Annotated in this window: 14 protein-coding genes; 10 read left to right on the forward strand and 4 right to left on the reverse strand. The window is 69.5% G+C overall.

The genetic code is table 11. The annotated features are described in order from the left end of the window. The first annotated feature begins 8 nt into the window (after positions 1–8). Positions 9–488, forward strand: coding sequence for a type II secretion system protein N (locus RT051_RS03395; RefSeq protein ID WP_313071730.1), 480 nt, complete (start codon positions 9–11; stop codon positions 486–488). Here the strand turns inward: RT051_RS03395 and RT051_RS03400 are convergent. From RT051_RS03400 to ilvA, 3 genes are all read right to left on the reverse strand, one after another. Beyond that, the gene (locus RT051_RS03400) at positions 449–1045 is read right to left on the reverse strand and encodes a histidine phosphatase family protein (RefSeq protein ID WP_313071734.1); all 597 of its coding nucleotides are present in this window, start codon (positions 1043–1045) and stop codon (positions 449–451) included. The two genes, RT051_RS03395 and RT051_RS03400, sit on opposite strands and share 40 nt — an antisense overlap. After that, the gene (locus RT051_RS03405; protein WP_313071738.1) at positions 1042–1854 is read right to left on the reverse strand and encodes an adenosylcobinamide-GDP ribazoletransferase; all 813 of its coding nucleotides are present in this window, start codon (positions 1852–1854) and stop codon (positions 1042–1044) included. Before RT051_RS03405 ends, RT051_RS03400 begins: the two co-directional genes overlap by 4 nt. Positions 1855–1964: 110 nt before the next feature. Next, positions 1965–3527, reverse strand: coding sequence for a threonine ammonia-lyase, biosynthetic (ilvA, locus tag RT051_RS03410; protein WP_313071741.1), 1563 nt, complete (start codon positions 3525–3527; stop codon positions 1965–1967). A 290-nt stretch (positions 3528–3817) separates the two neighbouring features. Between ilvA and RT051_RS03415 the strand changes: the two genes are divergently transcribed. Further along, positions 3818–4267, forward strand: coding sequence for an OsmC family protein (locus RT051_RS03415; protein WP_313071744.1), 450 nt, complete (start codon positions 3818–3820; stop codon positions 4265–4267). 42 nt (positions 4268–4309) lie between these two features. On the opposite strand, the gene coq7 is transcribed toward RT051_RS03415, so the two are convergent. Continuing rightward, a complete protein-coding gene (gene coq7, locus RT051_RS03420; protein WP_313071748.1) occupies positions 4310–4930 on the reverse strand; it encodes a 2-polyprenyl-3-methyl-6-methoxy-1,4-benzoquinone monooxygenase in 621 nt (206 codons plus the stop codon). Between the two features lie 315 nt (positions 4931–5245). Here coq7 and RT051_RS03425 point away from each other — a divergent pair, with 315 nt between their 5' ends. The 8 genes from RT051_RS03425 (at position 5246) to RT051_RS03460 (ending at position 15435) form a co-directional block, all read left to right on the forward strand. After that, complete coding sequence (locus RT051_RS03425; protein WP_313071752.1) at positions 5246–6367, forward strand: porin; 1122 nt, start codon at positions 5246–5248, stop codon at positions 6365–6367. A 203-nt stretch (positions 6368–6570) separates the two neighbouring features. Then, a complete protein-coding gene (locus RT051_RS03430) occupies positions 6571–7764 on the forward strand; it encodes a porin (RefSeq protein WP_313071756.1) in 1194 nt (397 codons plus the stop codon). Between the two features lie 159 nt (positions 7765–7923). Then, the gene (locus tag RT051_RS03435; protein ID WP_313071761.1) at positions 7924–8907 is read left to right on the forward strand and encodes an ABC transporter permease; all 984 of its coding nucleotides are present in this window, start codon (positions 7924–7926) and stop codon (positions 8905–8907) included. A 5-nt stretch (positions 8908–8912) separates the two neighbouring features. Continuing rightward, the gene (locus tag RT051_RS03440) at positions 8913–10133 is read left to right on the forward strand and encodes a M20 aminoacylase family protein (protein ID WP_313071765.1); all 1221 of its coding nucleotides are present in this window, start codon (positions 8913–8915) and stop codon (positions 10131–10133) included. A gap of 192 nt (positions 10134–10325) precedes the next feature. Then, on the forward strand, positions 10326–11237 hold the full coding sequence (locus RT051_RS03445; protein WP_313071769.1) for an ABC transporter permease: 912 nt from the start codon (positions 10326–10328) through the stop codon (positions 11235–11237). Positions 11238–11250: 13 nt separating this feature from the next. Next, positions 11251–12228: an ABC transporter ATP-binding protein gene (locus RT051_RS03450; RefSeq protein WP_313071774.1), complete on the forward strand. Its 978-nt coding sequence runs from the start codon at positions 11251–11253 to the stop codon at positions 12226–12228. 179 nt (positions 12229–12407) lie between these two features. Then, complete coding sequence (locus RT051_RS03455) at positions 12408–13385, forward strand: oligopeptide/dipeptide ABC transporter ATP-binding protein (RefSeq protein WP_313071835.1); 978 nt, start codon at positions 12408–12410, stop codon at positions 13383–13385. Positions 13386–13557: 172 nt separating this feature from the next. Then, positions 13558–15435 carry a bifunctional metallophosphatase/5'-nucleotidase gene (locus tag RT051_RS03460; RefSeq protein WP_409520529.1) on the forward strand — a complete coding sequence of 626 codons (1878 nt, stop codon included), beginning with the start codon at positions 13558–13560 and terminating at the stop codon, positions 15433–15435. Positions 15436–15463 lie beyond the last annotated feature (28 nt).

The following is a 15463-nucleotide window of genomic DNA, read 5'->3' on the forward strand; positions in this document are numbered from 1 at the left end:
ATCGCGCCATGGTGACACAGACGAATCGCTCCTGGGGCCCGCGCCTGGCCACGCTGGCGCTGTGGGCGGCGCTGGGGGCGAGCGCCATCCACTGGGGCCTCAAGCTCTCCAGCCGCCCGCTGGCGCCGCTGCCGGCGCCCGCGCAGGACGGCCCGCGCATCGACACCGCGGCCGTGGCGCGACTGCTGGGCGCCGGCGTGGCCGCGCCCGTGGCCGCCGGCGCGCCGCTGCCCGCCGCGCAGGACGGCCTGGTGCTGCAGGGCGTGCTGGCCGGCACGGCCAGCGGCGGCGGCGCGGCGCTGATCGCCGCCGCCGGCCAGCCGGCCCGGCCCTACCGCGTGGGCGCCCAGGTGGCGCCGGGGCTGGTGCTGCAGTCGCTGTCGCGGCGCGAGGCCCGCCTGGGCCCGCAGGCGACGGGGGCGAGCACGCTGACGCTGCAGCTGCCGCTTCAGCCCGGCGCCAGCGGCACGCTCATCCAGCGGCCGTAGGCGGGCGCGGGCAGCGTCCAGTCGCCTGCCCGGGGCAAGCGTGCGCCGCCATGGCGCAGCAGCCACTGCACGCAGCGCGCCACCCCGGCATGGGTGAGCCAGACCACGTCGCCACCCATGGCCGCCTGCCGGCGGGCGGCCGCGAGCGCCTCGGCCACGCGCGCCAGCATGTCGGCCAGCGCCTCGCCGCCGCCCGGGGCATGGCGGGGTAGCTGCGCGGCCCAGGCGTCGATCTCGGCGCGGGCGATGGCGTCCCAGGGCCGGCCCTCCCAGCGGCCGAAATCCATCTCGACGAGACGGGCGTCGGGTTGCAGGGTCAAATCGGGCCTGAGCCCTTGCAGGACAAGGGCCAATTGCTCACATCGTTGTAGCGTGGAATGGTGCACGGCGGCCAGCCGCGCGGGCAGGGCCGGCGCCAGGGCGCGGGCCGCCTGGCGGGTGGCCTCGGGCTCGGCCGGTACGTCCAGTCGCCCATAGCACCGGCCGGGCGCGATCTGCGGCGCGGCATGGCGCACCAGCCACAGCCGGGGTAGGGCGCTGCTGCCTGAGGCGTTCACGCCGCCTGCCGCGCCAGCGCCAGGGCCGCGCCCAGGTAGAAGCCCAGCTCGGCGACCTGCTGCGAGGCGCCCAGGCAGTCGCCGGTAAAACCCTGCAGCCGCGCGGCAAAGCGCCGGTGCAGCCACAGCGCGCCCAGGACGCTGGCCAGCGCGGCGCAGGCCAGTACGGACGCGCCCAGCCACCAGCCCGCCAGCGCCAGGGGCGCCACGCACCACAGCGCGGCGGCGGCGAGCGAGCGGGCGGCGATGCGGTCGGCCAGGGGCTTGCTCTTGGAGGTGGCGCTGTCGCCCACGTGCGGCAGAAGGCGGATGGTGAAAAGCGGCCACAGGCGCGAGAGCGGGTGCGCGCCGACGAGCGCGGCAACGGGCATGAGCGCGCCGTAGCCGCCCAGCTGCGCCAGCAGCGCGACCTTGGCCAGCAGCGCCAGCGTGAGCGCCAGCGTGCCGAAAGCGCCCAGGCGCGAGTCCTTCATGATCTCCAGCGCCCGCTCGCGCGTGCTGGCGCCGCCCAGGCCGTCGGCGACGTCGGCCAGGCCATCCTCATGGAAGGCGCCGGTCAGGTACACCGTGGCCGCGGTGGACAGCACGGCCGCGACCAGCGCGGCCTGCGCCCCGGGCCCCAGCAGCCGGTGCAGCGCCGCATAGACCAGCGCCGCCACCAGCGCCACCAGCCACCCGACGCCGGGAAAGTGTCCGCCGGCAGCGCGCAGCATCTGCGGGCTGAACCCCACCCACTGCGCCAGCCGGCCGGTGACCGGCACGCGCGTGAAGAACTGCACGGCCAGCAGGTAGTGGCGCAGGGCTTGCATGGGTCGCTACTCAAAAGATAGCTTGAGGTCTTGCTCGGGCAGCGTTTTCAGGATGTTTTGATCCTGGGATCACCGCTGTGCAAAGACGTTTTGCTATCACGAAGATAGCATCAAGCCCCGTTGCCCTGCAGGAACAGGCGATAGGCGGGGTTGTCCGTCTCCTCCACCCAGGGGTAGCCCAGGGCCTGCAGGAAGGCGTCGAAGGCGGCCGCATCGCCCGGCGGCACCTGCATGCCCACCAGGATGCGGCCATAGTCCGCGCCCTGGTTGCGGTAGTGGAACAGCGAGATGTTCCAGGTCGGCTGCATCAGGCTCAGGAACTTGAACAGCGCCCCGGGCCGCTCGGGGAAGGTAAAGCGCATCAGTCGCTCGTCGCGCGCCAGGTGCGAATGCCCGCCCACCAGGTGGCGCAGGTGCTCCTTGGCCATCTCGTCGTGCGTCAGGTCCAGCGCCGCAAAGCCCGCCTTGTGAAAGCTGCGCGCGATCTTCTCCGACTCACCCCGCCCGTGCGTGGTCAGGCCCACGAAGACGTGCGCGCGCTGCTCGTGGCTGATGCGGTAGTTGAACTCGGTGACGTTGCGCGGCCCGCCGGGCAGGGCGCCGACGACCTCGCAAAAGCGCTTGAAGCTGCCGCGCTCCTCGGGGATGGTCACGGCAAACAGGGCTTCGCGCTCCTCGCCCATCTCGGCGCGCTCGGCCACGAAGCGCAGGCGGTCGAAGTTCATATTGGCGCCCGAGAGAATGGCCGCGTAGGTTTGTCCGCGCGTCTTGTGCTGGGCCACGTACTGCTTGATGGCGGCCACCGCCAGCGCCCCGGCCGGCTCGACGATGCTGCGCGTGTCGACAAAGATGTCCTTGATGGCGGCGCACACGGCATCGGTGTCCACCAGCACGTAGTCGTCCACCAGCTCGTGCGCCACGCGGAAGGTCTCCTCGCCAACGAGCTTGACGGCCGTGCCGTCGGAGAACAGTCCCACGTCGGGCAGCTGCACCCGCTCGTGCGCGCGCACCGACTGCGCCATGGCGTCCGAGTCCTGCATCTGCACGCCGATCACGCGGATCTCCGGGCGCACCGCCTTGATGTAGTTGGCCACGCCCGCGATCATGCCGCCGCCGCCGATGGCGACAAACACGGCGTCCAGCCCCGTGCCCAGCTGCTGCACCTGGCGCAGCATTTCCATGGCGATGGTGCCCTGGCCGGCGATCACGTCGGGGTCGTCGAAGGGGTGCACGAAGGTCAGGCCCTGTTCGGCCTGCAGCCGCGCGGCGTGCTCGTAGGCGTCGGAGTAGCTGTCGCCGCTGAGCACCACCTCGCCGCCCAGCGTCTTCACCGCATCGATCTTGAGCTGCGGCGTGGTCGTCGGCATGACGACCACCGCGCGCGTGCCCAGGCGCGCGGCGCTCATGGCCACGCCCTGGGCATGGTTGCCGGCGGACGCGCAGATCACCCCGCGCGCCAGCTGCTCGGGCGGCAGCTGCGCCATCTTGTTGTAGGCGCCGCGCAGCTTGAAGCTGAAGACGGGCTGCTGGTCCTCGCGCTTGAGCAGCACCTTGTTGTGCAGCCGGCGCGAGAGCGCGCGCGCCGGTTGCAGGTCCGACTCCACGGCCACGTCATAGACGCGCGCCGTCAGGATCTTCTTCAGGTAGTCGAGGGGGGTCAGGTGCGGGGTCATCGGTCGCCAGGAATGCTGCGCCGCAGCAAGAGCGGCGCGGGGCGCCATCATAGTGAACGCCCCGGAGGCGCAAAAAACCGGAGCCAAAAAAAAGCCCCGGGCGGTAAGGCCCAGGGCTGAATCCATCCTTTGAGGAGATGGAGGAGACAAATGGTGCGGGCCGCCCCTGCGCCTGGCAGGGCTTGTACGGTCAACGCGTGGGGCGGATTGTAGCGCGGGGTTTGCTGCGTTGCAGCAAAATGCCCTGTCAGACAACAGCCAATTCACAGCCAATTTCTGGAGAACATCGAATGGAATGCACCGTCAGCTGGACCGGCGCCGCCGGCACGCAGTCGGCCATGGGCTTCATCGCGGAGACCGGCAGCGGCCACGTCCTGGCCATGGACGGCGCGCCCGACGCCGCCCGCCCGCACCTGGGAGGACAAAACCTCGCGCCGCGGCCCATGGAGACCGTGCTGGCCGGCACCGGCGGCTGCACCGCCTACGACGTGGTGCTGATCCTGCAGCGCGGCCGCCACGACGTGCGCGGCTGCAGCGTGCGCCTGTCGGCCGAGCGTGCCGAGACCGAGCCCAAGGTGTTCACGCACATCCACATGCATTTCACCGTGACCGGCAAGGGCCTTTCGCGCGAGGCGGTGGAGCGCGCCATCGCCCTGAGCCACGAGAAATACTGCTCGGCCAGCATCATGCTGGGCAAGACGGCGCAGATCACCACCGGCTTCGAACTGGTCGAGGCGTAATCGGCAGCCAGCGACAGGACGCAAGAGCGTCCCGTCCTTTCCTCACACGTAGTGCGCCGTGGTGGTCATGACCCGGGCCGCGGCGCGCATCAGCCAGCGCGCGGGCAGGGGCAGGGTCAGCGCGCCGGCCGCCTGCGCCTTGGTGGCGTGGCGCTCCTCGTCGGCCTGCATGCGCGCCACCACGGCGCGCGAGGCGCGGTCCTGCGCCGGCAGCCGCTTCAGGTGGCCCTGCAGGTGCTGCGAGACCTGGCGCTCGGTCTCGGCGACGAAGCCGAGGCTTGTCCGGTCGCTCACGCGCGCGGCCGCGAGGCCGATGGCAAAGGCGCCGCCGAACCACAACGGGTTGAGCAGGCTGGGCCGGCTGCCCAGCGCATCGAGGCGCTCGCGCGTCCAGGCCAGGTGGTCGGTCTCCTCGCGCGCGGCCTGCATCAGGTCGCGGCGCAGCGCCGCATCGCGCGTCACGCACGCCTGGGCGACGTAGAGCGCCTGAGCGCATACTTCGCCCACGTGGTTGACGCGCATCAAGGCGCCGGAGAGACGCTTGTCTTCAGGCGACAGCTCGTCTTGCTCCTGCACCTGCCGGGCCGGCGAGGCCTCGGCGGCGGCGGGAGAGGCAAACAGGGTGCGCAGGGCGGTGTCCGCAGCAATCAACAGGGCATCCATGGTGGTCCGGGTGGCTGAAAAAGCCCAGGTGGGGATGGGCGGCGCAAGGACAATGCGCCTGCTGCCGGTTGGGCGCAACGACAGAGGGCTTTTGCGGGTCCGAGGGCAATGTTGCACTCGAGCAACGAAACGCCGCTTTCCGGCCGATTGTGCGGGAATTTCTTTGCGTAACCCAGGCTGCTCTGTTGCAATAGCCTCCAACTTCCCCCCAGGAGGTTGGCCCGGGGAGCCGGCAAGGACATGCACGGGCAGCGCCCCCGCACATGAGCCCCCTAGAGATCCGTGGCCCTCTGTTTAACCTTGGAGTAACTCGCAATGAAGAAATCCCTGATTGCCCTGGCAGTGCTGGCCGCCTCCGGCACCGCGATGGCCCAGTCGTCGGTCACCCTGTTCGGTATCGTTGACGCCAACGTCACCCACGTGAACCATGCAACCGCCGCCGGCAAGAGCATGACGGGCATGGGCCACAGCGGCAACGCCACGAGCCGTCTGGGCTTCCGCGGCGTGGAAGACCTCGGCGGTGGCCTGAAGGCAGGCTTCTGGCTGGAAGGCGCCGTGTCCAACGACGACGGCAACGGCACCGGCGCTGGCGCTGGTCCCGGCTTCGCCTTCAAGCGTCGCTCCACGGTCAGCCTGATGGGCAACTTCGGTGAAGTGCGCCTGGGCCGCGACCTGGTGCCTTCCTACACCAAGGTCAGCTCGTACGACGTGTTCGGCCAGGTCGGCATCGGCCAGTTCATGGGCTGGAACACCTGGAGCCAGGTGTCCAACCTGACGCCTGCTGCTGTCGCTGCTGACAACGCCGACGCCAACGGCTTCCGCCAGAGCAACATGCTGGCTTACTACACCCCCAACTTCGGTGGTTTCACCGCTGGCCTGGGCTATGGCCTTGACGAGCGCACCGCCGGTGGCCACGCTGGCCGCTACATGGGTGGTTTCGTGGCCTATGACAACGGCCCCTTCAGCATCACCGGTGCCCTGGACCGCCGCGACGTGCTCTACACGAACGCTTTCGCTCCCCTGGCTGACGGCAAGAAGGACATGTACTCGCTGGGCGTCGCCTACGATGCAGGCATGGCCAAGATCAGCGCCATGGCACAGCAGACCCGCTTCAAGAGCATCCCCACGGCCACCGGCACCACCGACAACAAGGTCAATGCCTACCTGATCGGCGCTGCAGCTCCCGTGGGTGCTGGCCAGTTCCGCATCCAGTACGCCCTGTACGACCAGAAGGCCATCGACAGCAAGGCACACCAGCTGAGCCTGGGTTACGTGCACAACCTGTCCAAGCGCACTGCCGTGTACGGCACGCTGGCACACATCCGCAACAAGAACAACTCCAACCTGGCCCTGGCCAGCACGGGTGTGGCCAATGCGGGTCCTGGCGTTGGCAACAACCAGACCGGCCTGTCGCTGGGCGTGCGTCACTCCTTCTAAGGAAAAGGCTGGCTTGCCCAGCTTTACCTAGAGCAGAAACCGCCACCTCCGGGTGGCGGTTTTTTTATGTCTCCATCCCTCTCCTACGTAACAAAACCTAGGGTAAATGCCTGTGGCGAGGATGCCGACGCTGTCTTGTCCCCTTTGGGGGCATTTTTAAGAATGGAGCCTCTTCTCCTCCTTCTGTAAGAAAGACTCCCACCATGCGTCCTTTGGTCAAGAAAACTGCCGCCCTGGCCGCCCTTGCGGTCACGGCTCCCCTGCTGCACGCGCAAACCGGTGGCAGCAGCGTCCAGCTGTATGGCATCGTTGACGTGGCTGTGCGTCACACCAACCACGAGGGCCCTGCCGCCGACCGGTCCGTCACCCGCATGGTTGGCGGCGGCATGTCGCAAAGCCGCTGGGGCATCAATGTGACCGAGGACCTGGGCAGTGGGCTCAAGGCAATCGCCAACCTGGAAAACCGCATCGACGCCGACAGCGGCTCCGTTTCCACCCCGTTCTTCCAGCAGTCCTGGGTCGGCCTGCAAAGCAGCAGCTTTGGCCGCATCACGATGGGTCGCCAGTTCAACGTGTTGTTCGATGTGGTGACCTCCACCTACGCCTCGTTCCCGTACTCGCCCTACATGGACGCGTACAAGCCGGAAATCGGGATGTCGCTGGGCGCACGCGCCAGCAACATGATCAAGTACACGGCGGAGTTCGGCGCACTGCGTGGCGCCTTGCAGTACTCCTTCGACGAAGGCAACACGGTAGACAGAATGGGTGCCGCCGCGAGTGGGGCAGGGGCCGTCAAGACTGCTGGCGGCTATCTGCGCTACGGTGCTGGCCCGTTCGCCGCCGGCGGTGGCTACCAGCGCTCGACCTTGCCGGGCGGCACCCGGGTCGACGCCTGGACCCTGGGCGGCTCCTACAGAAGCGGTCCGATCTACGTGAACGCCGGTTATGCCGAAAACAAGCGCAAGGATGCCTTCGTCATGGGCACGGCCGGTGTGATCGACAGCGCGCTGCTGTCCAACTACTGGTCGGGCTCTTCCAACGGCGGGTTCATGCCGGGTGACAACACCAATCCGGGAACCGGCGGCAACCCTGCCAACATGATCAACCACGCAAACAAGCGCCAGATGTACAAGGTGGGCTTCGGCTACCAGGTCACGCCGCAGATGAATGCTGGCCTGCACTACTACCACGCGCGCCAGAGCGGCTCAGCCTCGGGTGCCTTCAACGGCAAGGCCCACTTCCTGGTGGGTGTGGTGGACTACGCTTTCTCCAAGCGCACCGATGTCTATGCGGCCGTGGATCACACCAAAGTCAACGGCGGCGGCGGAATGGCGCTGGACTCCAACGGCGCCCGCAACCGCACCGGCTTCACGGCCGGCCTGCGCCACCGCTTCTGATGACCCGGCGGGGCCGCCGGCCCCGCTACGACATCGCCAAAACCTCCCTCCTCGGGAGGTTTTCCATTTTGGGCGGCCGATAGGTCTGCCGGCTGCTCTGCGCCACGGGGCTTTCCCTAGCGAAAATGCCCCGGCCGCCTGCGGCATAGTAAGGCCCCCATGCTTGCCTTCATTCTTCGCCGCCTCGCGCAGGCCGTGGTCGTCATGGTCACGGTGGCCTTCGTCGCTTTCATGCTGTTTCAGTTCGTGGGCGACCCGGTGGTCATCCTGCTTGGGCAGGACGCCACGCCCGAGCAGATCGCCGAGCTGCGCGCCTCCCTCGGCCTGGACCAGCCCTTCGTCGTGCAGTTCTGGCACTTCCTGCTGAACGCGGCGCAGGGCGAATTCGGTCTCAGCCTGCGCCAGGGTGCCAAGGTCTCGCGCCTGATCGCCGAGCGCTTCCCGGCGACGTTCGAACTGGCCCTGGTGGCCGCCGTCATCGCGCTGCTGGTGGGCATCCCCATGGGGGTGTATGCGGCGCTCAGGCGCGGCAGCTTTCTGAGCCAGGTCTTCATGACGCTGTCGCTGCTGGGGGTGTCGCTGCCGACCTTCCTGATCGGCATCCTGCTGATCCTGATCTTCTCGGTCACGCTGGGCTGGTTTCCGAGTTACGGGCGCGGCGAGGTGACGCAACTGGGCTGGTGGAGCACCGGTCTGCTCAGCCCCAGGGGCTGGCACCACCTGGTGCTGCCGGCGGTCACCCTGGCCATCTTCCAGCTCACCCTCATCATGCGGCTGGTGCGCGCCGAGATGCTGGAGGTGCTGCGCACCGACTACATCAAGTTTGCGCGCGCGCGCGGCCTCACCGACCGGGCCATCCACTTCGGCCATGCGCTCAAGAACACGCTGGTACCGGTCATGACCATCACCGGCCTGCAGATCGGCGGCCTGATCGCCTTTGCCATCATCACCGAGACGGTATTCCAGTGGCCCGGGATGGGGCTGCTGTTCATCCAGGCCGTCACCTTCGCCGACATCCCGGTCATGGCTGCCTACCTGTGTCTGATCGCGCTGATCTTCGTCGTCATCAACCTGGTGGTGGATCTGCTGTATTTCGCCGTCGATCCGCGCCTGCGCGTCTCGGGCCGGGCGGCGGGGCACTGAAAACCATGCAGACACAGCAACGCTACAAGGCGGGGGGGCGCGCCTTTGCCCAGATCGCCCGGTTCCACCCCGAACTCACCGCGCTGCGCCGTGACCTGCACGCCCACCCGGAGCTCGGCTTCGAGGAGGTCTATACCGGCGCCCGGGTGCGCGAAGCCCTGCGCGCGTGCGGCGTCGACGAGATCCACGAGGGCATCGGCAAGACCGGCCTGGTCGGCATCATCCACGGCCGTGGGCGCGGCAGCAAAGCCATGATCGGCCTGCGCGCCGACATGGACGCGCTGCCCATGACCGAGCACAACGACTTTCCCTGGCGTTCGGCCAAAAGCGGCCTGATGCACGGCTGCGGTCACGACGGGCACACGGCCATGCTGGTGGGTGCGGCGCGGTATCTCGCCGCCACGCGCGACTTCGACGGCACGGCGGTGCTGATCTTTCAGCCGGGCGAGGAAGGCCTGGGCGGCGCGCGCGTGATGATCGAGGACGGCCTGTTCGAGCGTTGGCCGGTGGGGGCCGTGTACGCCATGCACAACTGGCCCGCCATGAAGCCCGGCACCGTGGGCCTGAACGACGGCGCCATGATGGCCGCCGCCGACCGCGTCACCATCGAAATTGCCGGCCGCGGCGGCCATGGCGCGCATGCCTACCAGACGGTGGACGTGGTGCTGGTGGCAGCGCACATCATCACCGCGGTGCAGGGCATCGTCTCGCGCAATGTGCGCCCGCTGGACAGCGCCGTCATCAGCCTGTGCGCCGTGCAGGCGGGCGACCTGGGCGCCTTCAGCGTGCTGCCCGGCACGGCGACTCTGGTAGGCACGGTGCGTGCCTTCGACCCGGCCGTGCAGGACATGGTCGAGCAGCGCATCAAGGAGCTGGCCAGCGCCATCGCCCTGGGCTTTGGTGCCACCGCCACCGTACGCTATGAGCGCATCTACCCGGCCACCATCAACACCCTGGCCGAGGCACGCTTTGCCGGCGATGTGGCGGCGGCCCTGGTGGGCGCGGACTGCGTGGAACGCGACCTCGAGCCCAGCATGGGCGCGGAGGATTTCTCCTTCATGCTGCAGGCCCGGCCGGGTGCCTACCTGCGTCTGGGCCAGGGCATGGGCGCCGGCCACAGCCTGCTGCACAGCAGCCGCTACGACTTCAACGACGACATCCTGCCCCTGGGGGCGGCGCTGCACGCCAGCCTGGTGGAGCAGGCCCTGCCGCTGGCGGCGGCCTGAAGGTGGACAGATGAGCTCCTTCCGATCCGCAGCGCTGTTTTCTCTTCCTCCCTCCCCTTCTGGGGGAGGGTGGGGGTGGGGGCCAGCGACGCTTGCCACACAAGCCGCGCGCACATCATTGCCCGACAGCCCCCATCCCCACCTTCCCCCAGAGGGGGAAGGAGCAAAAACCAAGACCCCTTCGATCTTGCAATGATCCCCACCCTCTCGCGCTGGTACGACAGCGACGTCGCCTACAGCTTCCGCTCCTCGCCCATGGCCATTTTGGCGGCCGTGATCGCTGCCGTGTGCATCGTCTGCGCGCTGTTCGCCGGCTGGGTGGCGCCGCACAACCCCTTCGACCTGGCCACGCTGGAGCTGGGCGATGCGCGGCTGCCGCCCGCCTGGATCGAGGGTGGCAGCACCAAGTACCTGCTGGGCACCGACGACCAGGGGCGCGACATCCTCTCGGCGCTGATCTACGGCGCGCGCATCTCACTGATCGTGGGTCTGGCGTCGGTGGCGATCTCGGTGGTCGTGGGCGTGGCGCTGGGCCTGTGGGCCGGCTTTGCCGGCGGCTGGGTCGATGCCGTGCTGATGCGCCTGTGCGACGTGATGCTGTCGTTTCCGGCCATCCTGATCGCGCTCCTGATTGCCGGCGTGGGCCGCGCGGTGTTCCCGGACGCGCCCGAGTCGCTCGCCTTTGGCGTGCTGATCCTGGCGATCTCGCTCACGGGCTGGGTGCAGTACGCGCGTACGGTGCGCGGCAGCACGCTGGTCGAGCGCAGCAAGGAATACGTACAGGCCGCGCGCGTCACGGGCGTGCCGGCGAGGCGCATCATGCGCCGGCACGTACTGCCCAACGTGCTGGGGCCGGTCATGGTGCTGGCCACCATCCAGGTGGCCACGGCCATCATCACCGAGGCCACGCTGTCGTTCCTGGGCGTGGGCGCGCCGCCCACCTCGCCGTCGCTGGGCACGCTGATCCGCATCGGCAATGACTACCTGTTTTCCGGCGAGTGGTGGATCACCGTCTTTCCCGGGGTCATGCTGGTATTGATCGCGCTGTCGGTGAACCTGCTGGGGGATTGGCTGCGCGATGCGCTCAATCCTCGCCTGCGTTGAAACGGGCGCCACCATGTCTCTTCTCGAAGTCAACCACCTGATCGTCGAATTCCCCAGCCGGCGCGGCCTGCTCCGTGCGCTGGACGACGTGAGCTTTTCCATCGCACCGGGCGAAATCCTGGGCGTGGTGGGCGAGTCCGGCGCGGGCAAATCGCTCACCGGCGCATCCATCATCGGCTTGCTCGAACCCCCCGGGCGTGTGGCGGGCGGGCAGATCCTGCTGCAGGGCGAGCGCATCGACCACCTGCCGCACGAGAAGATGCGTCATATCCGCGGCAAGCGCATCGGCGCCATCTTCCAGGACCCGCTGACCTCGCTCAACCCGCTCTACACCGTGGGCCAGCAGCTCGTCGAGACCATCCGCACGCACCTGCCGGTGAGCGCGTCCGAGGCGCGTGAGCGCGCGGTGCAGCTGCTCAGGGACACCGGCATCCCCGCCGCCGAGCAGCGCATCGAGCACTACCCGCACCAGTTCTCCGGCGGCATGCGCCAGCGCGTGGTCATCGCCCTGGCGCTGGCCGCCGAGCCGCAGCTGATCGTGGCCGACGAGCCGACCACGGCGCTGGACGTGTCCATTCAGGCGCAGATCATCCAGCTGCTGAAAAACATCTGCCGCTCGCGCGGCGCCGCCGTCATGCTGATCACGCACGACATGGGCGTGATCGCCGAGACCTGCGACCGCGTGGCCGTGATGTACGCCGGGCGCATCGCCGAGATCGGCCCGGTGCACGAGGTCATCAACCGGCCGGCGCACCCCTACACCGCCGGCCTGATGGCCTCGATTCCCGACATGGACAGCGAGCGCGAGCGCCTGGCCCAGATTGACGGTGCCATGCCGCGCCTGAATGCCATCCCGCCCGGCTGCGCCTTCAACCCGCGCTGCCCGCACGCGTTCGAGCGCTGCCGCATCGAGCGCCCCGACCTGCTGCCGGCTGGCGCCACCCGGGCCGCGTGCTGGCTGCACGCCGCCTACCGCAAGGAGCTCGCATGAGCGAACCGCATCTCCCTTCTGGCTTCAACTCCTTCCCCCTCTGGGGGAAGGCCGGGATGGGGGCCGGCCTCGTGGCAGGCGGTGGTGGTGGAGCAAGCGGCGCTGGCCCCCACCCCAACCCTTCCCCGGGGGGGGAGGGGGCAGGAAGGGCGCCGCTGGTGCAGGCGCGCGACCTGGCCATGACGTTCGACGTCTCGGCGCCCTGGCTCAACCGCGTGCTCGAGCGCCGGCCGCGCACCTTTTTGCACGCCGTGGACGGCGTGGGTTTCGACATCGAACGCGGCCAGACGCTGGCTCTGGTGGGCGAGTCGGGCTGCGGCAAGAGCACGGTGGCGCGGCTGCTGGTGGGCCTGTACGAGCCCACGCGTGGCGGCTTTGCCTTCGACGGCCAGGACGCCCATGCCCTCTACAGGGGCAGCGACGCCAAGGCGCTGCGCCGGCGCATCCAGATGATCTTCCAGGACCCCTACGCCAGCCTGAACCCGCGCTGGAAGGTGGCCGACATCATCGCCGAGCCGCTGCGCGAGCACGGCATCCTGAGCGCGAAGGCCGAGCTTGCCGAGCGCGTGGGCCAGCTGCTGCAGTCCGTGGGCCTGTCGCCGCAGGACATGGCCAAGTTTCCGCACCAGTTCTCGGGCGGGCAGCGCCAGCGCATCTCGATCGCCCGGGCGCTGGCCACCGAGCCCGAGTTCCTGGTCTGCGACGAGCCCACCAGCGCGCTGGACGTATCGGTGCAGGCGCAGGTGCTCAACATCATGAAGGACCTGCAGCGCCAGCGGGGCCTGACCTACCTCTTCATCAGCCACAACCTGGCCGTGGTGCGCCACGTGAGCGACCGCGTCGGCGTGATGTACCTGGGCCGGCTGGTTGAGCTGGCGGACAAGGCCCCGCTCTTTGCCGCGCCGCGCCACCCCTACACGCGCATGCTGCTGGACGCCATCCCCAAAATGCACGACACCGGCCGCGCGCGTACGCCCGTGCAAGGCGAGGTGCCCAATCCGCTCAACCCGCCCAGCGGCTGCGCCTTCAACCCGCGCTGCCCCTGGGCCAACGAGCGCTGCCGCGCCGAGCGCCCGCAGCTGCTGGACGCAGGCGATGGCACGCAGGTGGCCTGCCATGCGGTGCAGGAGGGGAGGATCGATTCCGCAGACCATTGAATATGTATGAAAAACGCCGCAAGACGTTGGTGGTAAAGGGCGTGCAGCTATGAAAATTGAAATGCTTGCGGCCAAGCTGCGCTTCGCTCTCCGGCTCCTTCCCCCGCTGGGGGAGGGAGCCGCAGCCTGGAAGGCGGCAGGGGATTCCGGCTCCCTCTCCCGCCTAGCGGCCCTGGCGGCCCTGGCCCTGGGCACCCTGCTTGCCGGCTGCGGCGGCTCTGGCCCCGTGCAGCCGCTGGCCAACAACCCCGCCTTCGAGCTCACGGTACTGCACATCAACGACCACCACTCCCACCTGCAGCCGCGCACCGCCACCGCGCAGCTCGATGACGGCAGCGGCCGGCGCGTGCCCGTGACCATGGAGGTTGGCGGCTTCGCCCGCGTGGTCGGCGCGCTGGAGGCGCTGTCCGCCGCCGCCGGTCCCCACGTGCTCAGGCTGCACGCCGGCGACGCGCTGACCGGAACCCTGTACTTCGAGCGCGCCGGCGCCCCGGGCGAGGCCGACGCAGCCCTCATGGAGACGGCCTGCTTCGACGCCTTCACCCTGGGCAACCACGAGTTCGACAAGGGTGATGCGGTGCTCAAGGGCTTTCTGGACCGCCTGGCCGCCGGCCGCTGCCCCGTGCCGGTACTCAGTGCCAATGTGCAGTTCGGTGCGGCCTCCGCCTTGCACGAGAGCCGCGCGCCCGGCAGGGTGCGGCCCTCGGTGGTCGTGCGGCGCGGCGGGCAGAGCATCGGCATCGTCGGCCTGACCGTGGCCTACAAGACCCAGGTGTCCTCCGCGCCTGACCCGGGCACACGTTTCGAGGACGAGGCCACGGCCGCCCAGCGCGAGATCGACCGCCTCACGGCGCGCGGCATCGACAAGATCATCCTCCTGAGCCACGTCGGCCACGAGGCCGAGCTGCGTCTGGCCGCGCGCCTGCGCGGGGTGGACGTCATCGTCGGTGGCGACTCGCACACCCTGCTGGGCCCGCCCGCCATGGCGCAGGCCGGCCTGGGCACGCCCACGGCGGACTACCCGGTGCGCACGCGCAATGCCGACGGCCAGCCGGTCTGCGTGGTGCAGGCGGCCGAGTTCTCGCAGGTGCTGGGCGAGCTGCGCGTGGCGTTCAATGCGCGCGGCAACGTGCTGTCGTGCAGCGGCACGGCGCATGTGCTGGTGGGCGAGGCCATGCGCGTGGACGGCCGGGAGCCAGCGCCTGCACTGGCGCAGCAGCTGGCCGCCAGCCGCGCGGCCACGGGCTTTCTGCGTGTGACAGAGCCCTCGGCCGCGGCCCTGGCGGCGCTGGCGCCCTTCGAGGCACGCGTGGCCACATTTGCGCGCACGCCCGTGGCCGTGGTGCCCTGGGAGCTGTGCGCGCGCCGCGTGCCGGGCGGGCCGGGCAGCGTGGACTGGGGCCGCTCCAGCGCCGCCTGCAACGCCGAAGGGCATGTCGATCGCTACGGCGGCGACATCCAGCAGCTCGTCGCCCAGGCCTACCTGGACGTGGCGCGCCTGCGCTACGGCGGCGCCGACGTGGCGCTGCAGCACGGCGGCGGCGTGCGCACGCCGCTCCTGGGTACCGTCACGGCCGGGCAGGTCATCGGCGTGCTGCCCTTTGGCAACACGTTGTGGCGCCTCACCGTGAGCGGCGCCGAGCTCAAGGGCATGCTCGAAGACGGCATCGAGGCCGTGTGGGGGCCGGGCGGCTCCACCGGGCCCTACCCCTATGCCGCCGGCCTGCGTTTCGAGGTGGACGCGAGCCGCCCGCGCGGCGAGCGCATCAGCGGGCTGCAGGTGCACGACCCGGCCAGCGACAGCTGGGACGCGCTGAACGCCACGCGCATGTACCGCCTGTTCGTGCCGCAATACACCGCGCGCGGCGGCGACCGCAACCTGACCCTGGCCGGCGTGCCGCCCGAGCGCCGGCTGGACATCGGCGTGCTGGACGCCGATTTGCTGCTGGACTGGATGGCGCAGCAGCCGCGCGATACTGCCACCGGCCTGCCGCTGCTGGCGCGCCTGCCGGACAGCCGCTACAGCACGCAGCGTTTCACCGACCGCTGATCGCCCGGCGATCGGCCCGAGACCCCCG

Origin of the sequence: Melaminivora sp., assembly GCF_032059615.1 — a bacterium.
In the GTDB taxonomy this organism is placed as follows: domain Bacteria; phylum Pseudomonadota; class Gammaproteobacteria; order Burkholderiales; family Burkholderiaceae_C; genus Melaminivora.